We start from the raw sequence: 24,929 nt of genomic DNA on the forward strand, positions 1-24,929 counted from the left end.
TACGGCTGACTCCGCCCTGGCGACCATCATTCTTCCGAGTCACCTACGGGACGGCCATGAACCGCCAGTGCAGCCGGAGTGCACCTTCAGTGCGCAGATTCCTGCACTGAGGACGGTGGCGAAGGAAGGGGTAGACGTGGACGTGATCGAACTCTGGAATGGCCGCCACGCCTGCCTGCTGCAGTCCGCCCTGCGCCTCACCAATGAACAGTTCGCGGCCCGGCTCGGCATCGCGGTACGGACCGTGGCGGCCTGGCACTCCGACCCGGCCGTAGTGCCGCGCAAGGAGATGCAACAGCTCCTCGACACCGTCCACGAGAAGGCCCCGCCAACGGCACGACAGCGGTTCGCGCTCCTGGTCTCCGCTGAACGCGGCTCGTCCGCACCGGGCCCAGCAGGTGCGCAGGCCCTGCGCGTTGCGATCGCCGTGGTGATACGTGACAGCGAGGTGCTGCTCGTCTGCCGACGAGACGATGACGCAACGGGCCTCAGCTGGCAGTTTCCGGCGGGCGTGATCAAACCAGGCGCCAGGGCCGAGACGGCGACCGTGCGGGAAACGCTGGACGAGACCGGTGTGCACTGCGCGATCCGGCAGCATCTCGGAAACCGCCTTCACCCGGTGACTGGCGTCCAGTGCGAATACTTCCTGTGCGAGTACCTCGCGGGCCAGGCCACCAACTCCGATGCTGTCGAGAACATCGATGTGATGTGGGTTCCCAGAAACGCGGTGACCCGTTTCATCCCCGTCGATACGATCTTTCCACCCGTGCTTGCCGTCCTGGAGGAGGAGACGTGACGCAGCAGACAGCCGATGAGCGACCCGGCATTGCAGCGGCCATCATCGTTCACGAGGGACGCGTTCTGATGGTCCGGCGCCGGATCAGTGAGGGGAAGCTCTCCTGGCAGTTCCCTGCTGGCGAAGTCGAGCCCGGCGAAACCCGCGAGGATGCCGCCGTGCGGGAGACCAAGGAGGAGACCGGACTCAACGTCTCCGCCGTCAAGCTGCTGGGCGAGCGCGTCCACCCGGCAACGGGCAGGCTGATGTCCTACACCGCCTGCGAAGTGCTCAGCGGAACCGCGTATGTCGCGGACACTGAGGAACTGGCCGAGTTTGCCTGGGTGGCTCACGTCCAGATCCCCGAGTACGTCCCGTACGGCTTGTTCGGGCCGGTGCAGGAGTACCTGGACGCCACGCTCGCCAGCTAGTCGGCCGGCCCTCACGCTGTCTCCTGGGTACGGCCTGAAGGGCGGCGAAGAAAAGCCGGATGTCCTCCTTCGCGACGAGTGGGGGAGGACATCAGCCGTGCCGATCCTGAACCACATCACCTCTGCCGACAGCTGGAGTCCCGAGCCTCCGATCCGGCCATGTGCGGGATCGGAGGCTCGTCGTGCACGGTGTCAGCGACGTTGGTGCTGCTGGCTGGTGGGGGCTGGCGTGGCCGCTACGGGCTGCGGGGCCTGGACCTGCCGGGAAGTGATGTCTGTCGCCATGGTTGAACGGCTGCGGGCGGCTTCGGCGCGGCGGTTGGGGGCGGGGTTGCGGCTGGTGTGCTGGATGCGGGTGATCAGGACCCGAGCGGGTTGGCGGGCGCTGGTCAGTTCACGTTGGGCGGCGGCCTCCTTGAGCAGTTGGTGCGGTTTGTGGCCGCGGGCTTCGGCGTCGGCGAGGACGGTGGCCAGAGCCGGCCAGGCGGGGTCGGAGAGGATGCGATCGGCGTGGTCGGGGACGGCCGCCCGTATGTCGCTGGCGAGCACGCGCTGGGCCTGCTCCCTGGGCGGGCGGGGTTCAAGTTCAGCGAGCACGGGGACGAGAGCTTGGTCGGCAGCGGCCTGGAGGTGCTGGAGGGCTTGGCGGGTGGCATCGGACTGGTGCGCGTGGCCCTTGGCCTCATGCCAGCGTCCGGCGACGATCGCCGCCCAGACGAGCGCTGAGACCAGGGCGGCGAGGGCGCTGCCGTCGGGGCCGGTAGCTGTGTTGGCGATATCGCGTGCCGCGGACCGCAGGGCATGGGCGGCTCGGTCCTCCGCCCGGATCTGGGAGCGCTGGGCGCGAGCGAAAGCCTTCGAGGCAGCCCGGAGTTCGGTGCGCAGGTCGGCGGGGGCTTTCTGCGCGGTGGCCTCGATCAGTTCGCCGAGGGCGGTGATGTGTGCCTGGGCTCGTACGTCGTCTGTGAGATCGGTGTGGAGGGTGTCGAGGGCGCCGGTGGCTTGGTGCCAGGGGGTGTCCGGCTGGTTGCGGCGGGCGGTGGGGTGCTCTTCCGGCCGGCTGGATTCAAGGCGGCCCTGGATCTTGGGCAGGGAGAGGTCGGGGGAGATCTTTCCGCCGGGGTGGAAGATCTGCTCACCCTGCTCGTTGAGGTCGCCGGGGCGGCCAACGGCATATCCCAGTAGGTCTCCTGACGGGCCGCGCCGGACCTGCACCTCGATGCCGTCGGCTTCGAGGTAGGCGATGAATTCCTCTGCATTGGTCACATGGGGAATGGCGGCACGAATGCGACCCTGGAGCCACTCCGGACTCGTCTGCTCCCAGCCGAGCCGTTCGGCCTTGTGCATCTCGGCCTGGGTAGGCCGACGGGTGCCGGTCCGGTCGCCCTTCTTCAACTGCCGCAGTCCATAGTCCTTCTCGATCTCGCGGCATGCGTCGCCGACGCGGATGCCGCTGTCGTGGAGTTTGGGGCGTCGGCCGTCTTCGCGGACGGTGGTAGCCAGGATGTGGATGTGGTCGTCCGCGTGGCGAACGGCGATCCAGCGGCAGGCCAGATCGTCGCCGGCCGGAGCGATACCGGCAGCCTCGACGATGCGCTGGGCGATCTCGCCCCATTCGGCGTCGGAGAGGTAGCGGTCCTCGGGTGCGGCGCGGACAGGGCAGTGCCAGACGTGATCGGTGATCTTCTTGCCGAACTCGCTGTTGCGCAGACGGACGGGCTCGTCGAGGTGGCGGGCGAGTTCGGTCAAGGTGGCGTTCTCGTCACGGCCGGGGTCGGGCATGCCAAGCGTGGCGAAGCCGGCGACGATGTGCGGGTCGAAGTGTTCGTCGTGGGTGCCCCGGCCGTAGAGGTAGGCCAGCAGACCACGGGTGTTGGCGCCGGGCGCCTTGATGGCGGCGATCATGCGGCGAGGTCCTCCGTCACGTCGGCGGGCTGACGCAGAGCCTCGGCGATCAACTCAAGTAGGTCGTGGAGTTCGTCGAGGCGCTGACGCAGGTCGGGCGGGGTGAGATCGCTGTTGAGGGCGCGGGCGATCTGGTTGACGTTGACGCCGATGCGGTTGAGCTGACGTAGGACCTGGGCGCGGAAGATGTGCGTGCGGCGGCGGTCCTCAGACAGGGGAAGGTTCGCGGTGAACCGACCGGTGATGAAGGCGAGGACGACGTCGGCGGCGAAGCCGGACTTGCCCTTATAGCCGTGCTCGATGGCCGTCTCCTGGAGACGGGTTTCCTCGTCATCGGTGAAGAGCATGGGGCCGACACGAACGGTGCGTTTGGTGCCGGTGAAGCGGCGGATCGTGGGCTGGGCACTCTTCACGGCGGGCTCGCCGGCGGCGGTCTCGGCAGCGCGGGAGGGGCGAAGGATCTCGCTCTGGACGGCGTGGAGCGTGTCCAGGTCGGGGCCACCCTCGGCCCCGACCTCCTGGTCCTGCGCCCCCTGGCGCTGGGCCGTCTCCGCCACCCCCGGGGCGGAGATCCCCGAAGACCGGCCTTGAGTCGGACTCGGGGTACTACTGGCTCCGCCAGGGGCCGTCCTTCCGAACGCACGCCGCAGACGGTCCATCAGCGTAGGGGACTTCGTCAGGGGCAGCGGCTTGTCGGGGGTGTTGTCTACATGGTGCTGGTCGTGTGTCACGGGTGGTTCTCCGGAAGGGGCGGGCAGGGCAGGCGGGTCGGCGGGGAAGGCCCGGCGGAGTGCGGGTGGTCAGCGCCCTGTCCACAGGTGTGGATAAGCGGACCCCGAGTGGGGCGGTGACCGGCTCACCGGGTGACCGGAAGGGTTCCGGTCACCCGGTGGGGCAGGTGGTCAGCCGCTGTCCGAACCGGTGTCAGCGGCGGCTTCGAGTTCGGTCCGCAGGATGTTCATGACCTCGGTCAGTCGTTCGCCGCCGACCTTGAGGCCCTTGTCCCGCACGGCTTTCAGGACGACCGCGCGGGAGAGTCGTCCCTGCTCGGCGGCGGCGATGCGCCCGACCTCCACGAGCTTGTCCAGGGTGGCGTCGGCCGGACGGCCGCCTCGGTGCTTGGCCTCCTGAACCCCCGCGCTCTGAACCCCGGCCTCCTGAACCGCGGCGACCGGTTCCGGCGTGCCATCGTCGGAGGCTTCGCGGGTGACGAGGATGTGGAGATGGACGGCTCCGGCGAGGGCGAGCGGGGCGATGGTGGACAGGACACCGACGGTGGCGTCTCCCAAGTGCAGTTCGCCCGTGGCGCCCTGCTGGTTGAGGCGGATGGCATGGAGGGCGTTGGCCCAGATGCTCGCGGCGGTGGCGGTACCGAAGAGCGTCCACACGTAGAGGCGGGCCCGGAACGGGGCGGTGCGCAGGACGAGGAGGGCGCGGACGCCGTAGGCGATGAAGCCGTCGATCACGAGGGGGAACAGGTAGGTGAGGAATCCGCGGATGTGTATGGCGATGGCCATCTGCTGGAGGGCGTCGTAGGACAGGGCGCAGCCGGCGCCGCCGAGGGCGACGATCGCGGCGCGGTCCCAGGCCGTCGCCCGTGTTGCCGACGGGTGCTTGAGCGCTGGAGCTGCGGTGGTGGACAAAGGGGTTCTCCGGGGGGCTTGAGGCGGGGCGCTTACGCGACCCCCTTTACAAGGAGGGGGTCGCGCGTAGGCGCTGGGGCGAGGAAGCGCCGTACGGGGCTGCGTACGCGTTTGACCTGCGGTTTTGTTCGATCCGTAGGCGGTGTGAGCGGCGCGTGGGCGGTCTCGGCGGGGGAGACCGCATACGGGGGTGCGTACGGAGCCGGGCCGGTTAGGAGACGGCGCTGATGTGGCGGGTGGCGGCGGTCCAGCGGGTGGCCTGGCCTCCGCCTGCCCCGCCTCCGGCGCCGGTCTCCTGGACGGCGTGTCCGCTCTTGGTGAGGGCTTCCAGGCGGCGCCTCGCTTTGGCGAGGTCCGCGGGGCGGGGGTTGGCTTCACCGGTTGTCTGCGTGGCGAGTTGGCGGGCGGTGAGCCCGTGAGTGCCTGCCTGGCGCAGCAGGGTGAGCGGGTCGAGGCTGGTGTCGACGTGGGAGGTGCCACGGGGGTGGTCGTGGATGACCGGCAGGGGGCCGATCTCGTCGTCGACGGTCTTGAGGTGGTGGAGCTGGACCACCGGGTCGCCGGCCGCGCCGTTGAGGAAGAGGACGCTTCCCGCTCCGGCGGTGAACCACGCCGACCCGTAGACCTGGTCCAGCACGGGGCGTTGGTTGCGCGAGGCGTCGGGGCCTTGCTTGCGCTGGTGGTGCAGTTCGAGCAGTTCGATGCCGTCGCGCAGCAGTTGCTGGCGGGCGTTGTTGTAGGCGAGCCCGGCTTCGTCATCGGTGAGCTTGCCGACCACGTCCTTGAGGCTGTCGATCACCACGGTGTCCGCGCCGTGTTCGGCGGCCAGCTCGGTGAGCAGCTGCGGCTCGGCGTTGAGAGACGCGGGCAGCGGGCCGGACCAGAAGACCAGGCGCTGCCGAAGGATGTCCTGGTGGGCTGGGTCCACGACGCGGGTGAAGGCGCGGGCGAGCTGGCTGGGCCGGTCCGCGGCGATGTAGAGGACCTTCTCGCCCTGCTGTACGGGCATGTCCAGGACTTGGGCGAGCAGGCCGAGGCGGGCGAGGACGATTTGCTGGGCGATGGTGGACTTCCCGACTCCCGGCGGGCCGACCAGCATCAGGCTCTCGCCCGACGCCCAGGCCGTCTTCCCCGGCGTGCCCCAGACGGGGGCCGTACTGGCGGGGGTGTCGGTGACGAAGGACCAGCCATCGGTGGCGTAGCGCTGAAGCCGTCCGCCCGAGCTGCGGCGGGCGCGGTCGGCTGCCTCGCTCAGCGAGGCTGTCAGCAGGCTGCGAACTTCTGCTGGGTCCGCTCCTGGTGCGGTGGCGCCCTGCAGGACACGCACCGCTGTGGCTTGTAGGACCCGCAGGTCGGCGTGGTGGCGCACGATGTCGGCGTAGTACTCGGCGCCGGAGCCCACCGATGCCGCGGAGGCCACGGTGTGCAGGTACGGGGGGCCGCCGACGCGGGTGAGATCGCCCGTGGACGTCAGCTGGTGGGAGAGGGCGATCGCGTCGGTGGGCGCGCCCTCCTTCCGTAGCTGCAGCAATGCGTGCCAGATCGTGGTGTGCGCTGGCTGGAAGAAGTCTCCCGGCTCCAGGACCTGGCGGATCCGGTCGATGACCTCGCTCTGGAACATGCACGCCCCGAGCACGGCCATCTCGGCGTCGGCGTCGTGCTGCATCGGTAGCGGCGTGCCGGCATCCGGCCCCGACAGGCCGGGGCGGGAGAAAGGCCCAGACGGGGGTGCGTCGCTCGGTCCTGTGCCCGTAGGCTTGTACATGGAATCCCTCCCCGGAGTGCATACGGCCCTGGCAGGCCGCACTCCGGTTGATCGCTTGATGGGTGGTCATTCAGGGAGCCGTTCGCGGCCCTCGGTGCGCTAACACCGGGGGCCGCTCCCGTTTTCAGGGGCGTCACCGCAGGCAGTGCCACCACCAACCCCCGCAGGGGAACAGGAACACTACACACCCTGTGCGCACAGTCAAGGCGCGATATTGGGCTCCTGCAACACAATCAATGTGCCTTCGCTGCACATATTGCGCTTGATCCTGTGCGGAAGGTGTGGTTACGTGGTGGGTATGACGGAGAAGGACTGGCGAGGACGGCTGGCTGAGCGAGTGGCGGATGCCGTGCGTCGCTACCGCAAGGAACGGGGGATGAGCGCTCAGGCACTCGCTGACGCGTGCGCCGAGATCGGCTACGAGATCCCGCGTACCGTGATCGCCAACCTGGAGAACGGTCGGCGCGCGAGCGTGGAGATCGCCGATCTGCTCGTACTCGCCAAGGCGCTGAAGGTGCCCCCGATCGCGCTGCTGATGCCGGTCGGTGTCGCCGGCAGCATCGAGGTGCTCCCCGGCCAGGAAGTGTCGGTCTGGGATGCGGTGACGTGGTTCACCGCGGAGGTCCCGCTCAGTGAGGAGCCGCCGGAGGGCACCATCGAGGCGAAGCTCTACGAGTTCCGCCTCCACGCACAGGTGCTCAGCGCGGCGCGGAAGGCGGTCGAATTCGCAGACGGCACCCGTCGCACCCTCAGCATGGTCCGTGATCCGGAGCAGCGGGCTATCAACGTCGAGATGCAGGAGAAGCTGGACGACTACGCCCGGCACCAACTCACGGACCTTCGGGCCCAACGCAACGCCATGCGTAAAGAGGGTCTCGTGCCCCCAGCCCTCCCCGAGGATCTGGCCTACGTTGACTTCCACGTCGACGAAAAGGGAGACATCTACCCCTTGGTCTAACCCGCTTTCCTCGCAACGGTGTTAGCGCGCCCGCGAGGTGAGCGAGCTCTTTCAAATGACCACCCATCAACGATCACGCCGCAGGGGTGCCAGCCCCAGGTCGGCGAGGAGGACTTCCATGCCTTCTTCCAGCGCGTCCGAGCGCTATCTGACCATCCCCGAGGTCGCCGAGCGCCTCGGCACCACGGAGCGTTTCCCCCGCCGCCTCGTCGCTGAGCGCCGGATCGCCTTCGTCAAGGTCGGGCGGCACGTCCGTATCGCCGAGAGCGTGCTCGCCGCCTATATAGCGGCCCGCACCGTTCAGCCGGCACGACGGTTCCGCTCCGGCTACGGTCAGGCTGCCTGATGGCGCGCAAGCCGCAGCGGCGGCGTGAATTCGGCAGTGTGCGCCAGACCGAGTCGGGGCGCTTCCAGGCCCGTTACTGGGCTCCGGACGGCAAGCGGCGCTATGCGCCGAAGACGTTCGAGACCAAGACGGAGGCAACGACCTGGCTCGCACTGACCCAGGCCGATATCGAGCGCAAGCACTGGGCCGACCCCGACGCCGGCGCCGTCAACTTCGAGGACTTCGCGAGGAAGTGGGTCAACGAGCGCGGCCTCGCAGCGACCACCGAGGACCTGTACACACGCTTGCTCACCAGGCACATCGCGCCCACGTTCGGCACATGGGACCTGGACGAGATCCAACCGGCGGATGTGCGCGTCTGGCGAGCCGAGCGGCTGAAGGCGACCAACGGTGCGAAGACGACAGTGGCCAAGTCCTACCGCCTGCTGAAGGCCATCCTTCAGACCGCGGTCGACGACGATCTCCTCAAGAGCAACCCGTGCCGTATCAAGGGCGCCGGCAAGGAGGAGGCCGACGAACGCGACGTCGCCGAGGTCGAACAGGTCTATGCCCTGGCCGAAGCCATCGGACCACGCTGGCGCATCATGATCTTCCTCGGGGCCTTCGCGTCCCTGCGTCCCGAAGAACTCGCCGAGCTGCGTCGCAGCGACATCGACGTCGACGAGGGCGTGGTGTGGATCAGGCGCGCCGCGCCGGAGCTGACCAACGGCAAGAAGGTGATCGGCGATCCGAAGTCGCGAGCGGGCAAGCGTGCCGTGTACCTGCCTGATTTCCTGGTGCCCGAGCTGCGTCGCCACCTTCAGTGGTTCGCCGAGAAGGAACCGGACGGACTCCTCATCGTGGGCGAGCGCGGGGCCGCTCTGCGACGGTCCTCCTTCGGGCGCAAGTGGCGCAAGGCACGCATCGCCGCGGGACTGCCGGACAACTTCCGCTTCTACGATCTGCGCCATACCGGTAACACCCTGGCGGCCGACTCCGGTGCGAAGCTCAAGGACCTCATGGTCCGCGCGGGCCAGTCCAGCCCCAAGGCTCAGCTGATCTACCAGCACTCCAAGAAGAAGCACCAGCGCAAGCTCGCGAAGAGCATCGACGCCGAGGTGCGTCAGCAGCGTCGGGAGGCAGCCGAGCAACTTCAGGCGGAGGAGCGGAAGCACTCCGGCTGAGGCGTCGGCTTTCCCCAATCCAGAGGGCAATGCGCAGCGTAGGCAGGACCGTTCAGTAACTGAACGGTCCTGCCTACGCTGCGCTGTGTTTTAAGCGCTTCACCTGGCGGTCGCTTGAGTTGGCGAGGCTGAAGCATTTCAGTTGGCGCGCCTGCTCATTGGCTTGTTGTGGAGCCGTGGCGGAATCCGCCGCCATGGATGAGTCTCCCGTGGCGGCGCCTCGGGTGCGGAGTGGTCGTGCGGCGGATCGCGATCAGGGCGGCGTCGTCGTCGAGGCGTCCGCCGGCGTGGGCGAGAAGATCGCGCCGGATGTGATGCAAAAGCGTCTCGGGGCTGGCGTCGGTCCACTGGGCTGCCCGTTCCGTGAACGGGTAGAACTCGCCGGCAGGGTCGCGGGCTTCGATGACGCCGTCGGTATAGAGCAGGAGGGTGTCTCCGGGCTCGAAGGAGAACACATCGAGGGTGTAGTCCTGCGGTCCCGTGTGGCCCACCCCCAGCGGGGGTGCGGGGTGCACGAGAACGGTGACCGCTTCACCCGGCCGTAGCAGCAGTGGCGGAGGGTGGCCGCAGCTGGTCAGTCGGGTGATGGGGTCCTCGTCGGGGATCTCCAGCAGCAAGGTGGTGGCGAAGCGTTCCCCGGCCTCCTCCTCTGGTTCGAAGTCGGCCAGGTAGCGGGCGACGCTCTGTTCCAGCCCAGCGGCCAGCGCCGGCAGTGTGGTGTGCTGGTGGGCGGCCTCGCGGAAGGCGCCGAGCAGCAGGGCGGCCTCGCCGATGGCGGGCAGGCCCTTGCCCCGCACGTCACCGATCATCAAGCGGGCCCCGTGCTCGGTGCGGGTGGCCGCGTACAGATCGCCGCCGATCTGAGCCTCGTCCTCAGCCGCCAGATACAGGCAGGCGACCTGCAGCGGCCCGATCCGGTCCGGCAGCGGCCACAGCAGGACGTGCTGCGCGGCCTCGGCCACCGACCGCACCTGGGCCAATTGCCGACTGCGCCGCTCGCGCACCGCGCAGAAGAACACGATCAAAACCGAGAGCACCGTGAGGGTGGCGATCTGCACCACGTGGTTCGTTGTGGTCAGCCCGCCGTGAGACACGCCAATGATCACCTGGGCCGCCACGGCCAGAACGCCGATCACCCCGGTCAGCCGGGGACCGGCGAACGAAGCGGTGATCGCGGGTGCGATGACCAGCGCCGGTCCCAGGTGGACGTCCGCGGGAGAGTTGATGTCCGCCACAGTGATCACCAGGATGAGCGCAACAGGGATCGCCAGCAGCGCATGGCTGGACTGCCATGACTGCCGCAGACCGGCAAGGCGCTGCTGGGCTGCCACGTCTCCACCCTGCACCCCCTCGGGGATGGCCGCGAGCCCGGACATCAAGACGGCATCCCCCGCCAACTGAAACCGTACGCAGTCGGGACAGCGTGACGCCCTCGTGAAGGTTCTACTGGCGGCAGCGGACCTCATGGCTGACGCTCCGGGCTGCGAGTTGTAGGTCGTGAACACCGCCTCCAGCGAGGACGACGTGGTGTGGGTCACGGAGATCTGGCGCAGTGCGGCTGACCATGAGGGCTCGCTGTCCGTTGCCGGGGTGAAGGAACTGATCGGGCAGGCGATGCCGCTGCTGTCGGTCCGCCCGAGCGGATCGACGTCCAGCCTGCCGGTGGCGCCGGACTGCGAGGGTGAACACCTCCTAGCCGACGCGGACTGGGCACGACGCAGACCGCACCAGTTCTGTGGCGACGATGAGTTGTGCGACGCGTCCGGCCTCCGTTGACAGGGCCGGCAACGCCTCGCGGACGTGTTCTGGCGGTGCGGCGCCGGATCGGCGAGGGGAAGCTCTCCTGGCAGTTCCCGGCTGGCGAAGTCGAGCCCGGCGAATCCCGCGAGAACGTCGCTGTGCGGGAGACCAAGGAGGAGACCGGACAGGGGCGGTCCGCGGCCCCTCCAGCTCAGGGTCCGGTGCGATGCCCTGACTATGCTGACCGCCGCGCGGTGTGTGCGAGACGGTTGCGCCACTCCGGTTGTTCTTGGGAGAGGTGAGGGTGTGGCCAAGCCTGTACGTGCGGCTGTCGGGAATGTGTGGGTCAAGTGCAGTTTCTGTCAGGGCGATCTGTTTCGGGACCGTGAGGTGAAACTCAACAGCTCCGGCATGGAGTTCATGAACTTCGGCTGGGCGAACGAGTCGGCGACCGGGCTGATTTGCTGGAACTGCGGCTATGTGCACCTGTTCGTGAACAGAGATCTCGAACTGTACAAAGTGAAGAAAGACAAGGGGTGACGTAGGCCCCTCGCAGATGGTCGGCGAGCGCAGGTCCTGCAGACGAACGTCCGGGGGAGCGCGTCGATTACCTGGCCAACGATGCGCTGTGTCTTCGGCGGAGTGCGTTCGGCGTCCGGAGCGCGAGGGCAGGGGGTCAGACGAACTCCCTTGCCAAGGGCCCATTTTGCATCCGTAATCTCACGACACCTCAGGTGTCGGTGACCCAAGTCACAGAAAATGCGTCTCGCTATTTGAGAAGGCCGACTCCCAAGGTGCCTGGCTCGGTGTGGGTGTGCGTGAAACTTACGCCTCGGCCGGCAGATGGGGCTGGCGGAGGGCTGGGTGGCCCGAGAATGGTCTAGACAACAAACAAGGCCCAGGTCGCTGACCTGGGCCTCAACTATGGAGCGGGTGACGGGAATCGAACCCGCGCTCTGAGCTTGGGAAGCTCATGTTCTACCATTAAACTACACCCGCGTAACCCTGCCTCGGATCTGGAGGCGGAGCGTCGTCGCACACTCTACCCCATCGCCGCCCCGCGGTGCTTTTGGCGTGTTCGGAGTGCGGTGCGGCGGGCGGGCCGGGTGGTCCCCGCGGGGTGGGATGCGGGTGCGGGCGACGGGAGTTGGGGCGTACGGTGGGGCATCGGAGTGCCGCCTGCGGCTGCGCCCAGTTCATCCCCTAATGTGGCTTTTGTTGTCCACGCAGTTGGGAGAGGGACTTGATGGAGCGCACCGTCGTACGTTGTGCCGAGGGGCATGTCTTCAGCACCGCTTCGTTCCCGATGCAGACCACCGACCGGCTCGGTCCGGGACGGCTGCTGCGCTGCCCGCGCTGTGCTCGGCTGCGGCACTCGGTGCCCGTGGAGCATGCCAAGCGGTAAGGCGGCGCGCGGCTCCGGCCGGCCGTTCGTGATGTTCGCTGAGGATGTCGAGGTGAGGTAGTCGTGGCCCGGTCCCCTGGTGGGGCCGGGCCCTCGTCGTGCGGTGCGGGGTGTGCGGGCGCGTATCCTCGTCTGCGTGCTTCTCTCAGACAAGGACATCCGGGCCGAGATCGACGCGGGTCGGGTGCGCATCGACCCCTATGACGAGTCGATGGTGCAGCCGTCCAGCATCGACGTGCGGCTCGATCGCTATTTCCGGGTGTTCGAGAACCACCGCTACCCGCACATCGACCCGGCCGTCGAGCAGCCCGATCTGACCCGCGAGGTCATTCCGGAGGGGGACGAGGCGTTCATCCTGCACCCCGGCGAGTTCGTGCTGGCCTCGACGTACGAGGTCATCTCGCTGCCCGACGATCTCGCGTCGCGGCTGGAGGGGAAGTCCAGCCTGGGGCGCCTGGGGCTGCTGACGCATTCCACCGCCGGGTTCATCGACCCGGGGTTCAGCGGGCACGTGACGCTGGAGCTGAGCAATGTCGCGACGCTGCCGATCAAGCTGTGGCCGGGAATGAAGATCGGGCAGCTGTGCATGTTCCGGCTGACGTCGCCGGCGGAGCACTCCTACGGCAGCGAGCGCTACGGCTCGCGGTATCAGGGGCAGCGCGGTCCGACGCCGTCCCGGTCGTTCAAGAACTTCCACCGTACGCAGGTGTGAGGCGGGGCGCCGCGCCGGGCGTGCGCTTCGGAGACGAGCTTCGGGGACGAAGAGAAGGTCTGAGAGATTTCGTGGGTGACGTGCGGGAGAACCTGACGTACGAGCGGTTCGGCGGGGCGATCCGTGAGCTGGCGCAGACGATCGCGGATGACGGGTACGAGCCCGACATCGTGCTGTCGATCGCCCGCGGCGGGGTGTTCGTGGCCGGCGGGCTGGCGTACGCGCTGGACTGCAAGAACATCCACCTGGTGAACGTGGAGTTCTACACCGGCGTCGGGACCACCCTGGAGATGCCGGTCATGCTGGCGCCGGTGCCCAACGCGATCGACTTCTCGGAGAAGAAGGTGCTGATCGCGGATGACGTCGCCGACACCGGCAAGACGCTGAAGCTGGTGCACGACTTCTGCCAGGGGACCGTGGCGGAGGTGCGCAGCGCGGTGATCTACGAGAAGTCGCAGTCGCTGGTGAAGTGCGAGTACGTGTGGAAGCGCACGGATGACTGGATCAACTTCCCGTGGAGCGTCGAAGCTCCCGTGGTCCGGCGGGACGGGCAGATCCTCGACGCGTGACGGGGCCGGCCACCCCGTAGTGCTCTCATGCCCGTAGGGCTCCCGTACCCGTGGTGTTCCCGTGGTGCGTGGGGTGGAGCGCGTTTCGGCCAGTTCTGTTCCGGGTGTTCCAACGGTTGCCGCCGCCGCGTAGAAACCGGCGGTAACAGCAGACCGGAGGGGAGGCCCGATGGTGCACGGCAGACGCGGACACAGGTGGCGGAGCGGGCGGCGATTACGTGCCGCCGTGGCGGCCTCGGCGGTGGCGCTGACCGCCGCGTTCACGGTGACGGCGGGCGGTGCGAGCGCCGCGCAGGTGCCCTCCGCCGGGGCGCGCTCCGCGCGGCCGTTGTCCGTGCGGCCGCTCTCGCCGGAACTGGAGAGGATCCGGGCGCGGCAGGCGGCGGAACTGTACGGCGACTCCGCCGTGCGGCCGGTCGCGGAGCGGAAGACCTCGCTGATCTCGCTGGGGGACAGCGAGATTTCCGGGGAGGGCGTCGGGACGTACGAGCCGGGCACCGACGGGCCCACCAACTGGTGCCACCGGTCGCCGGATTCGGCGATCCACCGGACCGGGATCGCGGCCGACGTGACCTACAACGTCGCCTGCTCCGGCGCGTACAGCGGCAATATCCGGATCGGCGGCAGCAAGCAGTATCCGGATGAGCTGGTGCAGAGCGACAGCCTGGCGATCGCGGCCCGCAACACGCGGCTGAAGATGGTGCTGCTGGTGGCCGGGGCCAATGACGATCTCCAGTTCGGGCCGGTGATGACGGACTGCGTCGAGCACTGGTTCCTGCTCCAGGGCACCTGTGAGCCGAAGTACCAGCCGGGCTGGCAGGCGCGGGTCGACGGGCTGGTGCCCAAAATCGAGGCGACGGTGCGGGACCTGCGGACCGTGATGCGGGGCGCGGGGTACGCCGACGGCGACTACCGGCTCGTGGTGATGTCGTATCCGAGCCCGATCGGGCCGGATGTGGAGGACAACCCGAATTACCCGGGCAAGCTGCCGGGCGGGTGCACCGGATACACGTCGGACGCGGCGTGGGGGCGGAACGCCGCGGTGCCGGCGTTCGAGCGCGGGATGCGGAAGATCGCGCAGGACACGGGGGCCAGCTATCTCGACGCCTCGCGGTTGTTCCACGGCCACGAGGTGTGCATGGCCGATACGTGGGCCCGCGGGCTGTACGTGAACATCACCAACCCCTTCCCGCCGGACGCGAATTCGGTCCGCCAGTCGTTCCACCCGAACGTGCGCGGGCACGGCGCCTTCGCGTCCTGCCTGACGCAGCTGTACGCGGCGCCGCAGCTGCGCGAGGCGGCCTGCGCGGACCCGGCGAACACCGGGCAGCCGAAGCTCTACCCGGGCGCCTGGGACGACGCCTTCCGGCCGCTGAAGAACGCCGGGACAGGCAGCTGCCTGGACGCCGACGGCGGCGCCAGCCGCAACGGGACCGCGGTCGGCGGCTGGGACTGCAACGGGCAGCGCAATCAGGGCTGGTGGTACGACCCGGAGCAGAAGTCGGTCCATGTGGAGCTGACCCACGCCCGGTGCCTGGACGTGCCGGGCGGGCGCTACGAGGTGGGCGCCGCGCTGGTGCTCTGGAACTGCTCGGGGGTGGGAAACCAGCAGTTCGTCCGGGACGGCGGGACCCTCCGGCCGGCCGCCGCGCCGTCGCTGTGCCTGACGCTGGGCGCCGCGAAGGACCCGCTCCGGCTGCAGCGGTGCGACGGGACGGCGGGTCAGCGGTTCGCGTGACGTCGGCGGGTCAGCGGTGCGCGTGACCGTGACGTGGCCGGCGGCCCGTCCCGCACAGCGGAAGGGGCCCGCCCTGGGAAACAATCTCCCGGGGCGGGCCCCCTTTTCCGTCGGCCGGAGCGGGGCGCCGGCCGGCTACAGCGTGCCGAGCTTCACCAGGGCCAGCAGGGCGACCAGCTGGATCGCGGACGCGCCCAGGGCCTTGGGCCACGGCAGGTCGTGCGACTTGCCGACCATGGAGGCCAGCAGATAGCCGGTGGCGAGCCAGGTGGCCCAGCCCAGGACCTGCACCAGCGGGCTGTCGCCGCCCAGGAACATCGCGAACAGCAGCCGGGGCGCGTCCGGGATCGTCATGACCAGCATGGACAGGCCGACGGTGGGCTGCCAGGCGCCGTCGCCGCCCAGCTGGCGGGCCATGGTGTGGGTGACCGCGCCCAGGATCAGACCGCCGATGACGAACATCACGGCGGTGATCAGCACCCAGGGGACGCTGTTGCCGAGCGTGGCGTTCAGCACATCCGCGCGCGCCTTCTCGAAGCCGAAGACCGCCAGCAGGCCGTAGACGAAGCTGACGATCAGCGCCGGGCCCCAGAGCGTGTGGTCCCGCATCTGCCAGAACGTCGGGGTGGGGCGCAGCACCACACCGGACAGCAGCTGCTTCCAGTGCAGCCGGGGGCCGGCCGGCGGCGCCGTCGTCTGGCCGGCGCGGTAGGTGCCGCCGGCCGCGTACTCGCCGTCGGCGGGGCCGTACCCGTCCCCGTACGCGTCGGGGGCCTCGCCCACTCTGAACTCCCGGGTGCGGCTCGGGGAGTTGTCGTCGGAGTACGGCGCGTAGGACGGGCCCGCGTCCTGATAGCCGCCGTTGTCGAGGTACTCGGGCTGCCCCTGCGGGCGCGGGCCGCCCGGGGGAGCGCCGTACGGCCGCGGCGGCGCCTGCGGGGGCACCCACTGGCCGTGCGGAGGCGGGGGCTGCTGCCCGTACGGCCCTTGCTGCCCGTACGGTGCGTGCGGCCCCTGGTGCCCCTGCTGCTGTCCGTTCTGCGCGGGGCGGGCATCCCGTCCGCGACCCATCCTGAATCCAGCCACGCCTTCGAAAGTACCTGGTCCGCGCGGGCTCGGAGGCCGGACCGGGAGACCCGCCCGGGGTTTGCTGCCGACCTGTGACATCCCCTAGGGGACGTCCCGGGGGGATCCCTAGGTGTTCTGTCCGGGGAGGTTGTGGACGGTGAGGCAGGTCTCGGCTGAGGGATCTTGAACAGGTGAGGGCCTTCCGGGTTCGGTGTGGATTGCGACGTCTACACCGACCGAAAGGCCCTCGTGCCCCACCGTAATGCACCCCTGACCGAGACTGGACGGCTGCGTCTGGCCCGCTGCGTCGTCGACGAGGGCTGGACCCTGCGGCGGGCCGCCGAACGCTTCCAGGTCTCGCCCACCACCGCCCAACGCTGGGCCGACCGCTACCGGCTGCTGGGTGAGGCGGGGATGGCAGACCGTTCAAGCCGCCCACACCACAGCCCGCGCCGCACCCCGACACGCACGGAACGGCGCATCATCAAGGTCCGCCTCCTGCGCCGGTGGGGCCCGGCCCGCATCGCCCACCTGCTGCGACTGGTCCCCTCGACCGTGCACCGCGTGCTGACCCGGTTCGGCCTGGCCCGCCTGACCCACCTGGACCGGGCCACAGGCCGGCCGATACGCCGCTACGAACGCGACCGCCCCGGCGAGTTGGTCCACGTGGACATCAAGAAGCTCGGCAACATCCCCGACGGCGGCGGCCACAGGACACTCGGCCGGCAAGCAGGCCGCAAGACCCGCTCGGGAGTCGGCTACAGCTACATCCACACCGCCGTCGACGACCACTCCCGCCTGGCCTACAGCGAGATCCACACCGACGAGAAAAAGGAGACCGCCACCGCCTTCTGGACCCGGGCCCAAACGTTCTTCACCACCTGCGGCATCACCGTCGAACGCGTCCTGACCGACAACGGCGCCTGCTACAAGTCCCACACCTGGCGCGATGCCCTCGCAGCAGCCGGGATCACCCACAAGCGAACCCGGCCCTACCGACCACAGACCAACGGCAAAGTCGAACGCTTCAACCGCACCCTGCTTGACGAATGGGCCTACGCGAAGCCCTACCGCTCAGAGACCGAACGCCGCGAAGCGTTCCCCCAATGGCTCCACACCTACAATCACCACCGCGGACACACCGCGCTCAAGGGCAAACCACCCGCCAGCCGCGTCCCCAACCTCACAGGGCAATACACCTAGGGCCTGTCCGCCGGGTCGGGGCCGGAAGGTGCCGGGGTCCAGCGCAGGGTCAGCTCCGGGAGGTTCTCCATGTTGCCGCTGCCGTCGCCGGTGGCCACGACGGTGAAGCCGTGGTGGGCGTAGAACGCCCGGGCGCCGGTGTTCTGCTGGAAGACGTGCAGCGACAAGCCGCCGGGGCTGTGCCGCCGCGCCTCGGCGAGCAGCCGGCTGCCGATGCCGGCGTGGCGGACGTCCGGGCGGAGGTAGAGCTGGTCGAGGAGGTCGCCGTCGACGGCGGCGTAGCCGAGGATCTCCGGGCCGCGGGCCGCGACCACGGTGTGGCAGCGGGGCAGCACGCTCTCCCGGATCCAGTGGGTGACCTCGCCGTGGCTGCGCCGCTGGGGCGGCAGGTACGGCATGGCGACGCGCCGCGATTCCCGGTGGACGGCGGCGATGCCGGCGGCGTCGGCGGGCTCGGCGGCGCGGATCTCGACGGGTGACGGGGCGGGCGCGGTGCCGCGGGTCTCCTGTGCCATGCGGCCATCGTCGGCGGCGGCGGGGGGAGCGGGCAACCGATTACCGGACGCCGGACATCGGACACCGGTGACGGGACACCGGCCGGGCGCACCGGGCCCCGAACGCCGGTGGCCGGTCCCGCGGGGTGCGGGGCCGGCCACCGTGCGCTGCGTCCGAGGTGCTACTTCACCGGCTCGGGCTCCGGCGCGTCCGCCGACTCGGCGTCGTCCGACGGCGGGTCGATCGGGGTCCTGACGGAGTCCAGCAGCAGCTGGGCCACGTCGACGACCTGGATGGACTCCTTCGCCTTCCCGTCGTTCTTCTTGCCGTTGACCGAGTCGGTCAGCATGACCAGGCAGAACGGGCAGGCGGTGGAGACGATGTCGGGGTTGAGGGAGAGGGCCTCGTCGACGCGCTCGTTGTTGATGCGCTTGCCGATCCGCTCCTCCATCCACATCCGGGCGCCGCCGGCGCCGCAGCAGAAGCCGCGCTCCTTGTGGCGGTGCATCTCCTCGTTGCGCAGGCCCGGCACCTTGGCGATGATCTCGCGCGGCGGCGTGTAGACCTTGTTGTGACGGCCCAGGTAGCACGGGTCGTGGTACGTGATCAGGCCCTCGACCGGCGTGACGGGGATCAGCTTGCCCTCGTCGATCAGGTGCTGGAGCAGCTGGGTGTGGTGGATGACCTCGAACTCGCCGCCCAGCTGCGGGTATTCGTTGGCGATGGTGTTGAAGCAGTGCGGGCAGGTCGCCACGATCTTCTTCGACGCCTTGGGCTTCTTCGTCGACTCGTCCTCGCTGTCCTCGCCGAAGGCCATGTTCAGCGCCTCGACGTTCTGCTGGCCCAGCTGCTGGAAGAGGAACTCGTTGCCCAGGCGGCGGGCGGAGTCACCGGTGCACGCCTCGTCGCCGCCCATGATCGCGAACTTCACGCCCGCGATGTGCAGCAGCTCGGCGAACGCCTTGGTGGTCTTCTTGGCGCGGTCCTCCAGGGCGCCGGCGCAGCCGACCCAGTAGAGGTAGTCGACCTCGGTGAGGTCCTCGACGTCCTTGCCGACGACCGGGACCTCGAAGTCGACCTCCTTGGTCCACGCGAGGCGCTGCTTCTTGGCCAGGCCCCAGGGGTTGCCCTTCTTCTCCAGGTTCTTGAGCATCGTGCCCGCCTCGGACGGGAACGAGGACTCGATCATGACCTGGTAGCGGCGCATGTCGACGATGTGGTCGACGTGCTCGATGTCGACCGGGCACTGCTCGACGCAGGCGCCGCAGGTGGTGCAGGACCACAGCACGTCGGGGTCGATGACGCCGTTCTCGGCGAGGGTGCCGATCAGCGGGCGCTCGGCCTCCGCGAGGGCGGCGGCCGGCACGTCCTTGAGCTGCTCCTCGGTCCCCTTCTCGTTGCCCTCGGCGTCCTTGCCGCCGCCGGCGAGCAGGTACGGCGCCTTGGCGTGCGCGTGGTCGCGCAGCGACATGATCAGCAGCTTCGGGGAGAGCGGCTTGCCGGTGTTCCAGGCGGGGCACTGCGACTGGCACCGGCCGCACTCGGTGCAGGTGGCGAAGTCCAGCAGGCCCTTCCAGGAGAAGTGCTCGATCTGGGAGACGCCGAACTGGTCGTCCTCGCCCGGGTCCTCGAAGTCGATCGGCTTGCCGCCCGACGTCATCGGCTGGAGCGCGCCGAGCGCCGTCCCGCCGTCCGCCTCGCGCTTGAACCAGATGTTGGGGAAGGCCAGGAAGCGGTGCCAGGCCACGCCCATGTCGGTCTTGAGGGCGACCGTGATCATCCAGATGAAGGACGTCGCGATCTTGATGCCGGCGAAGAGGTACGTCAGGTTCTGCAGCGTGCCGACGCTCAGCCCCTTCAGCGCCGCGACCACCGGGTACGTGACGAAGTACGCCGCCTCGTAGTGGTCGACGCCGTGCTGGGCGCCCTCCAGGGCGTGCAGCATCACGATGCAGACGCCGACGATGAGGATGACGCCCTCGACGAAGTACGCCTGGCCGGTGTTGGAGCCCGCGAAGCGGGACTTGCGGCCCGCCCCGCCCGGCCTGCTCAGCTGCCGGATGACGATCAGGACGATGATGCCCACGGTCGTCAGCGTGCCCATGCCCTCGACCCACAGCTCCCAGGGCAGCCAGTTGCCGAGGAACGGCAGCAGCCAGTCGGCCTTGAAGAGCTGGCCGATGGCGTTGACGATCGTCAGCAGCAGGGTGAGGAAGCCGACCGCCACGAACCAGTGCGCCACACCGACGACGCCCCAGCGGTTCATCCGGGTGTGGCCGACGAACTCCTTGGCGACCGTGACCGTGCGCTGCACGGGCTCGTCGGTGCGGGTACCGGCGGGGACGGACTGGCCGAGCCGCAGCTGGCGGTAGATCTGCAGGATGGCACGGCCGAACAGCGCTACGCCGACCGCGATTAGGACCAGCGACACGATGATCGCGGCGAGTTGCATTGGGGGCTCCTCGAACCTGCGAGAGCGGGCGAAATCAGAAGGATCTGCGGGATCTGAGGGATCTGCGCGACCAGATCAGCCGGATCCGAGCGGAACTACTAAGCAGTAACTTTTTGGGTCTGCGGCTGAGGTTACCCAGTATTCCGGGCCTCATGAAGCCGCGCGGCCGGTGATCTGTGTCGCGCGGGCAACCCTCCGCCGGGGGTCCGCGTCTTGAGTGGCGGCCTGGTGAGGATAAGGGCCACATAAAAGTTGAGTGGGTCGGACTCAGGTCTGTTGACAGGTTTGCACCTGTGTTGCACTCTTGAGCCTGTTCCACTCAAGTCAGCTGGAGGAATCGAAATGGCACGTGCGGTCGGCATCGACCTGGGCACGACGAACTCCGTCGTCAGTGTTCTCGAAGGCGGTGAGCCCACCGTCATCACCAACGCCGAGGGCGCCAGGACCACGCCGTCCGTCGTCGCCTTCGCCAAGAACGGCGAGGTGCTGGTCGGCGAGGTCGCGAAGCGCCAGGCGGTCACCAACGTCGACAGGACCATCCGGTCGGTCAAGCGCCACATGGGCACCGACTGGAAGATCAACATCGACGGCAAGGACTTCAACCCGCAGCAGATGAGCGCCTTCATCCTGCAGAAGCTCAAGCGGGATGCCGAGGCGTACCTGGGCGAGAAGGTTGTGGACGCGGTCATCACCGTCCCCGCCTACTTCAACGACTCCGAGCGCCAGGCCACCAAGGAGGCCGGCGAGATCGCGGGTCTCAACGTCCTGCGGATCGTCAACGAGCCGACCGCCGCCGCCCTGGCCTACGGCCTGGAGAAGGATGACCAGACCATTCTGGTCTTCGACCTCGGTGGCGGCACCTTCGACGTCTCGCTGCTGGAGATCGGCGACGGCGTCGTCGAGGTGAAGGCCACCAACGGTGACAACCACCTCGGTGGTGACGACTGGGACCAGCGCGTCGTCGACTACCTGGTCAAGCAGTTCGCCAACGGCCACGGCGTCGACCTCTCCAAGGACAAGATGGCGCTCCAGCGCCTGCGCGAGGCCGCGGAGAAGGCGAAGATCGAGCTGTCGTCGTCCACCGAGACGACGATCAACCTGCCCTACATCACCGCCTCCGCCGAGGGCCCGCTCCACCTGGACGAGAAGCTCACCCGCTCCCAGTTCCAGCAGCTGACCGCGGACCTGCTCGACCGCTGCAAGACCCCGTTCCACAACGTCATCAAGGACGCCGGTATCGCGCTGGCCGAGATCGACCACGTGGTCCTGGTCGGCGGCTCGACCCGTATGCCGGCCGTCGCCGAGCTGGTCAAGGAGCTGACCGGCGGCAAGGACGCCAACAAGGGCGTCAACCCGGACGAGGTCGTCGCCATCGGCGCCACGCTCCAGGCCGGTGTCCTCAAGGGCGAGGTCAAGGACGTCCTCCTGCTGGACGTCACCCCGCTGTCCCTCGGCATCGAGACCAAGGGCGGCATCATGACCAAGCTCATCGAGCGCAACACGACCATCCCGACCAAGCGCTCCGAGATCTTCACCACGGCCGAGGACAACCAGCCGTCCGTGCAGATCCAGGTCTACCAGGGCGAACGCGAGATCGCGGCGTACAACAAGAAGCTCGGGATGTTCGAGCTGACCGGTCTGCCGCCGGCCCCGCGCGGTGTCCCGCAGATCGAGGTCTCCTTCGACATCGACGCCAACGGCATCATGCACGTCACGGCCAAGGACCTCGGCACCGGCAAGGAGCAGAAGATGACCGTCACCGGCGGCTCCTCGCTGCCGAAGGACGAGGTCGACCGGATGCGCGAGGAGGCCGAGCGCTACGCGGACGAGGACCACAAGCGCCGCGAGGCCGCCGAGACCCGCAACCAGGGCGAGCAGCTGGTCTACCAGACCGAGAAGTTCCTCAAGGACAACGAGGACAAGGTCCCCGCTGAGGTGAAGACCGAGGTCGAGACCGCCGTCGGTGAGCTGAAGGAGAAGCTCAAGGGCGAGGACACGGCCGAGATCCGCACCGCCACCGAGAAGGTCGCGGCCGTCTCGCAGAAGCTGGGCCAGGCCATGTACGCCGACGCCCAGGCCGCGCAGGCCGCCGCCGGCGGTGCCGAGGGCGCCCAGGCCGGCCAGCAGGCCAAGGCCGAGGACCACATCGTGGACGCCGAGATCGTCGACGAGGAGAAGCCCAAGAAGGACGGTGCGGCGTGACGGAGGAGACCCCGGGCTTCGACGAGAAGCCCGACGTCCCCTCCGACGCCGCCCCCGAAGACGCGGCGCAGGCCGAGTCCGCCGACAAGGCGGGCTCGGCCCCGGCCGGGGACGTACAGGACGTGGCGCTCCAGGCGCAGCTGGACCAGGTGCGTTCGGCGCTCAGCGAGCGCACGGCGGACCTCCAGCGGCTCCAGGCGGAGTACCAGAACTACCGCCGCCGGGTGGAGCGGGACCGGGTCACGGTCAAGGAGATCGCCGCGGCGAATCTGCTGTCCGAGCTCCTTCCGGTGCTCGACGACGTCGGCCGGGCCCGTGAGCACGGCGAACTGGTCGGCGGCTTCAAGTCGGTCGCCGAATCGCTGGAGACCGTGGTCGCCAAGCTCGGTCTGCAGCAGTTCGGCAAGGAGGGCGAGCCCTTCGACCCGACGATCCACGAAGCGCTGATGCATTCGTATGCGCCGGACGTGACGGAGACGACATGCGTCGCCATCCTGCAGCCCGGGTATCGCATCGGTGAGCGGACGATCCGCCCCGCGCGGGTCGCCGTCGCCGAACCGCAGCCGGGTGCGCAGAGCGCCAAGTCGGCCTCCGACGAGGACGCCAAGGGCCCCAAGGGTGCCAAGGGCGCCAAGGGGGCCAAGGCTTCGGACGAGGAGAGCGGTGGCCCGGACGAGGGCTGACGTAAGGGCGGCAGAGAGATCCGCGCGGAAGGAGGGACGTCGGGGATGAGCACCAAGGACTTCGTCGAGAAGGACTACTACAAGGTCCTCGGCGTCCCGAAGGACGCCACCGAAGCGGAGATCAAGAAGGCGTACCGCAAGCTGGCCCGCGAGTTCCACCCGGACGCCAACAAGGGCGACGCCAAGGCCGAGGAGCGCTTCAAGGAGATCTCCGAGGCCAACGACATCCTGGGCGACGCCAAGCGCCGCAAGGAGTACGACGAGGCCCGCGCGCTGTTCGGCAACGGCGGCTTCCGGCCCGGCCCCGGAGGCGGCGGCAGCTTCAACTTCGACCTGGGCGACCTCTTCGGGGGCTCGCACGGTCAGGGCGGCGGCGCCGGCGGCTTCGGCGGCGGGCTCGGCGACGTCTTCGGCGGCCTGTTCAACCGCGGCGGCACCGGTACGCGCACCCAGCCGCGCCGCGGCCAGGACATCGAGTCCGAGGTGACGCTCAGCTTCACCGAGGCGGTCGACGGGGCCACGGTCCCGCTGCGGATGTCCAGCCAGGCTCCCTGCAAGGCGTGTTCGGGCACCGGCGACAAAAACGGTACGCCTCGGGTCTGCCCGACCTGTGTCGGCACCGGCCAGGTCAGCCGGGGCGCGGGCGGCGGCTTCTCGCTCACCGACCCGTGCGCCGACTGCAAGGGCCGCGGCCTGATCGCCCAGGACCCCTGCGACGTCTGCAAGGGCAGCGGGCGGGCGACCAGTGCCCGCACGATGCAGGTCCGCATCCCCGCGGGCGTCTCGGACGGGCAGCGCATCCGGCTGCGCGGCAAGGGCGCTCCCGGTGAACAGGGCGGCCCGGCCGGCGATCTGTACGTGGTCGTCCATGTCGACGCCCACCCGGTCTTCGGCCGCAACGGCGACAACCTCACCGTCACGGTGCCGGTCACCTTCCCGGAGGCCGCGCTCGGTGGCGAGATCAAGGTGCCGACGCTGGGCGGACCGCCGGTGAAGCTCAAGCTGCCGGCCGGCACTCCCAACGGACGCACGATGCGGGCCCGCGGCAAGGGCGCGGCCCGTAAGGACGGCACCCGCGGTGATCTGCTGGTCACCATAGAGGTGATCGTTCCCAAGGATCTCAGCGACAAGGCAAGGGAGTCGCTGGAGACCTATCGCGAGGCGACCGCGGGCCCGGACCCGCGGGCGGAGCTGTTCAAGGCCGCGAAGGGAGCTTGAGATGGACAGCCGGGGCGGGCAGCGTCGTAACCCGTATGAACTGACCGATGAATCGCCGGTGTACGTCATCTCCGTCGCGGCTCAGCTCTCTGGCCTGCATCCGCAGACCCTGCGGCAGTACGACCGCCTGGGCCTGGTCTCCCCCGACCGCACCGCCGGCCGGGGCCGCCGGTACTCCGCCCGCGACATCGAACTGCTGCGCACCGTCCAGCAGTTGTCGCAGGAGGAGGGCATCAACCTCGCCGGCATCAAGCGCATCATCGAGCTGGAGAACCAGGTCGCGGCCCTCCAGCAGCGGGTCGCCGAGCTCCAGGGCGCCCTGGAGGGCGCGGCCAGCGCGATGCGGCAGCGGGAGGCGGCGGTGCACGCCTCGTACCGCCGCGATCTGGTGCCGTATCAGGACGTCCAGCAGACCAGTGCGCTGGTGGTGTGGCGGCCCAAGCGGTCGTCGGAGTAGC

At 69.0% G+C, this 24,929-nt stretch carries 24 protein-coding genes, 1 tRNA gene and 1 pseudogene; 17 read left to right on the top strand and 9 right to left on the bottom strand.

Annotation, left to right across the window (positions count from 1 at the left end; translation table 11 throughout):
* Window positions 1–136 precede the first annotated feature (136 nt).
* Window positions 137–796 carry an NUDIX hydrolase gene (locus GR130_RS00980; RefSeq protein ID WP_159502959.1) on the top strand — a complete coding sequence of 220 codons (660 nt, stop codon included), beginning with the start codon at window positions 137–139 and terminating at the stop codon, window positions 794–796.
* Window positions 793–1,206, top strand: a complete 414-nt coding sequence (locus tag GR130_RS00985; protein ID WP_159502960.1) for an NUDIX hydrolase — start codon at window positions 793–795, stop codon at window positions 1,204–1,206. The genes GR130_RS00980 and GR130_RS00985 overlap by 4 nt, the downstream gene beginning before the upstream one ends.
* A 192-nt stretch (window positions 1,207–1,398) precedes the next feature.
* Here GR130_RS00985 and GR130_RS00990 read toward each other — a convergent pair whose 3' ends face one another.
* From GR130_RS00990 to GR130_RS01005, 4 genes are all read right to left on the bottom strand, one after another.
* Window positions 1,399–3,111 carry a relaxase/mobilization nuclease domain-containing protein gene (locus GR130_RS00990; RefSeq protein ID WP_159502961.1) on the bottom strand — a complete coding sequence of 571 codons (1,713 nt, stop codon included), beginning with the start codon at window positions 3,109–3,111 and terminating at the stop codon, window positions 1,399–1,401.
* Entirely contained in the window at window positions 3,108–3,668 is a 561-nt protein-coding gene (locus tag GR130_RS00995) for a MobC family plasmid mobilization relaxosome protein (RefSeq protein ID WP_102926880.1), read from the bottom strand. Before GR130_RS00995 ends, GR130_RS00990 begins: the two co-directional genes overlap by 4 nt.
* Before the next feature lie 345 nt (window positions 3,669–4,013).
* The gene (locus tag GR130_RS01000; RefSeq protein ID WP_159502962.1) at window positions 4,014–4,754 is read right to left on the bottom strand and encodes a DUF2637 domain-containing protein; all 741 of its coding nucleotides are present in this window, start codon (window positions 4,752–4,754) and stop codon (window positions 4,014–4,016) included.
* Window positions 4,755–4,965: 211 nt separating this feature from the next.
* Window positions 4,966–6,420 (bottom strand): DnaB-like helicase N-terminal domain-containing protein, encoded by a 1,455-nt coding sequence (locus GR130_RS01005; RefSeq protein ID WP_236572647.1) that lies wholly within the window; start codon window positions 6,418–6,420, stop codon window positions 4,966–4,968.
* A gap of 397 nt (window positions 6,421–6,817) precedes the next feature.
* Here GR130_RS01005 and GR130_RS01010 point away from each other — a divergent pair, with 397 nt between their 5' ends.
* The 3 genes from GR130_RS01010 to GR130_RS01020 all read left to right on the top strand — a co-directional run bounded on the left by GR130_RS01010 (window position 6,818) and on the right by GR130_RS01020 (window position 8,986).
* Complete coding sequence (locus GR130_RS01010; protein WP_073446489.1) at window positions 6,818–7,477, top strand: helix-turn-helix domain-containing protein; 660 nt, start codon at window positions 6,818–6,820, stop codon at window positions 7,475–7,477.
* A gap of 118 nt (window positions 7,478–7,595) precedes the next feature.
* Window positions 7,596–7,823, top strand: a complete 228-nt coding sequence (locus GR130_RS01015; RefSeq protein ID WP_159502965.1) for an excisionase family DNA-binding protein — start codon at window positions 7,596–7,598, stop codon at window positions 7,821–7,823.
* Complete coding sequence (locus GR130_RS01020) at window positions 7,820–8,986, top strand: tyrosine-type recombinase/integrase (RefSeq protein ID WP_159509605.1); 1,167 nt, start codon at window positions 7,820–7,822, stop codon at window positions 8,984–8,986. The genes GR130_RS01015 and GR130_RS01020 overlap by 4 nt, the downstream gene beginning before the upstream one ends.
* Before the next feature lie 155 nt (window positions 8,987–9,141).
* Here the strand turns inward: GR130_RS01020 and GR130_RS01025 are convergent, their stop codons facing one another.
* Complete coding sequence (locus GR130_RS01025; protein WP_159502966.1) at window positions 9,142–10,362, bottom strand: PP2C family protein-serine/threonine phosphatase; 1,221 nt, start codon at window positions 10,360–10,362, stop codon at window positions 9,142–9,144.
* 121 nt (window positions 10,363–10,483) lie between these two features.
* Here GR130_RS01025 and GR130_RS01030 point away from each other — a divergent pair, with 121 nt between their 5' ends.
* The 3 genes and pseudogenes from GR130_RS01030 to GR130_RS01040 all read left to right on the top strand — a co-directional run bounded on the left by GR130_RS01030 (window position 10,484) and on the right by GR130_RS01040 (window position 11,266).
* A complete protein-coding gene (locus GR130_RS01030) occupies window positions 10,484–10,762 on the top strand; it encodes a hypothetical protein (RefSeq protein ID WP_236572652.1) in 279 nt (92 codons plus the stop codon).
* A pseudogene (locus GR130_RS40185) lies at window positions 10,738–10,911 on the top strand (NUDIX hydrolase); the annotation flags it as partial. The gene GR130_RS01030 and the pseudogene GR130_RS40185, both read left to right, overlap by 25 nt.
* Before the next feature lie 121 nt (window positions 10,912–11,032).
* A complete protein-coding gene (locus GR130_RS01040; RefSeq protein ID WP_159502968.1) occupies window positions 11,033–11,266 on the top strand; it encodes a hypothetical protein in 234 nt (77 codons plus the stop codon).
* A gap of 385 nt (window positions 11,267–11,651) precedes the next feature.
* Here the strand turns inward: GR130_RS01040 and GR130_RS01045 are convergent.
* A tRNA-Gly gene (locus GR130_RS01045) sits at window positions 11,652–11,725 on the bottom strand.
* 247 nt (window positions 11,726–11,972) lie between these two features.
* Between GR130_RS01045 and GR130_RS39620 the strand changes: the two genes are divergently transcribed.
* The 4 genes from GR130_RS39620 to GR130_RS01060 all read left to right on the top strand — a co-directional run bounded on the left by GR130_RS39620 (window position 11,973) and on the right by GR130_RS01060 (window position 15,150).
* Complete coding sequence (locus tag GR130_RS39620) at window positions 11,973–12,131, top strand: hypothetical protein (RefSeq protein ID WP_016573140.1); 159 nt, start codon at window positions 11,973–11,975, stop codon at window positions 12,129–12,131.
* A 136-nt stretch (window positions 12,132–12,267) separates the two neighbouring features.
* Window positions 12,268–12,843, top strand: a complete 576-nt coding sequence (gene dcd, locus GR130_RS01050; RefSeq protein ID WP_159502969.1) for a dCTP deaminase — start codon at window positions 12,268–12,270, stop codon at window positions 12,841–12,843.
* 71 nt (window positions 12,844–12,914) lie between these two features.
* Window positions 12,915–13,412 carry a phosphoribosyltransferase gene (locus tag GR130_RS01055; RefSeq protein WP_159502970.1) on the top strand — a complete coding sequence of 166 codons (498 nt, stop codon included), beginning with the start codon at window positions 12,915–12,917 and terminating at the stop codon, window positions 13,410–13,412.
* A gap of 169 nt (window positions 13,413–13,581) precedes the next feature.
* On the top strand, window positions 13,582–15,150 hold the full coding sequence (locus GR130_RS01060; RefSeq protein ID WP_159502971.1) for a ricin-type beta-trefoil lectin domain protein: 1,569 nt from the start codon (window positions 13,582–13,584) through the stop codon (window positions 15,148–15,150).
* A 135-nt stretch (window positions 15,151–15,285) separates the two neighbouring features.
* On the opposite strand, the gene GR130_RS01065 is transcribed toward GR130_RS01060, so the two are convergent.
* Entirely contained in the window at window positions 15,286–16,221 is a 936-nt protein-coding gene (locus tag GR130_RS01065; protein WP_159509607.1) for a Yip1 family protein, read from the bottom strand.
* A gap of 246 nt (window positions 16,222–16,467) precedes the next feature.
* Between GR130_RS01065 and GR130_RS01070 the strand changes: the two genes are divergently transcribed.
* Window positions 16,468–17,421 carry an IS481 family transposase gene (locus GR130_RS01070; RefSeq protein ID WP_159502972.1) on the top strand — a complete coding sequence of 318 codons (954 nt, stop codon included), beginning with the start codon at window positions 16,468–16,470 and terminating at the stop codon, window positions 17,419–17,421.
* Here GR130_RS01070 and GR130_RS01075 read toward each other — a convergent pair.
* Both GR130_RS01075 and GR130_RS01080 read right to left on the bottom strand, forming a co-directional pair.
* Window positions 17,418–17,936, bottom strand: a complete 519-nt coding sequence (locus tag GR130_RS01075) for a GNAT family N-acetyltransferase (RefSeq protein ID WP_159502973.1) — start codon at window positions 17,934–17,936, stop codon at window positions 17,418–17,420. The genes GR130_RS01070 and GR130_RS01075 overlap by 4 nt on opposite strands.
* A gap of 161 nt (window positions 17,937–18,097) precedes the next feature.
* Window positions 18,098–20,368 carry a (Fe-S)-binding protein gene (locus GR130_RS01080; RefSeq protein ID WP_159502974.1) on the bottom strand — a complete coding sequence of 757 codons (2,271 nt, stop codon included), beginning with the start codon at window positions 20,366–20,368 and terminating at the stop codon, window positions 18,098–18,100.
* Between the two features lie 342 nt (window positions 20,369–20,710).
* Between GR130_RS01080 and dnaK the strand changes: the two genes are divergently transcribed.
* From dnaK to GR130_RS01100, 4 genes are read left to right on the top strand one after another with little or no spacing between them, the layout of a single operon-like run.
* Window positions 20,711–22,570: a molecular chaperone DnaK gene (dnaK, locus tag GR130_RS01085; RefSeq protein ID WP_159502975.1), complete on the top strand. Its 1,860-nt coding sequence runs from the start codon at window positions 20,711–20,713 to the stop codon at window positions 22,568–22,570.
* A complete protein-coding gene (gene grpE / locus GR130_RS01090; protein ID WP_159502976.1) occupies window positions 22,567–23,253 on the top strand; it encodes a nucleotide exchange factor GrpE in 687 nt (228 codons plus the stop codon). The genes dnaK and grpE overlap by 4 nt, the downstream gene beginning before the upstream one ends.
* Before the next feature lie 45 nt (window positions 23,254–23,298).
* Window positions 23,299–24,471, top strand: a complete 1,173-nt coding sequence (gene dnaJ / locus GR130_RS01095) for a molecular chaperone DnaJ (RefSeq protein ID WP_159502977.1) — start codon at window positions 23,299–23,301, stop codon at window positions 24,469–24,471.
* A gap of 1 nt (window position 24,472) precedes the next feature.
* The gene (locus GR130_RS01100; protein ID WP_043265068.1) at window positions 24,473–24,928 is read left to right on the top strand and encodes a heat shock protein transcriptional repressor HspR; all 456 of its coding nucleotides are present in this window, start codon (window positions 24,473–24,475) and stop codon (window positions 24,926–24,928) included.
* Window position 24,929: the final 1 nt, after the last annotated feature.

Origin of the sequence: Streptomyces sp. GS7 (assembly GCF_009834125.1) — a bacterium.
In the GTDB taxonomy this organism is placed as follows: Bacteria; Actinomycetota; Actinomycetes; order Streptomycetales; family Streptomycetaceae; genus Streptomyces.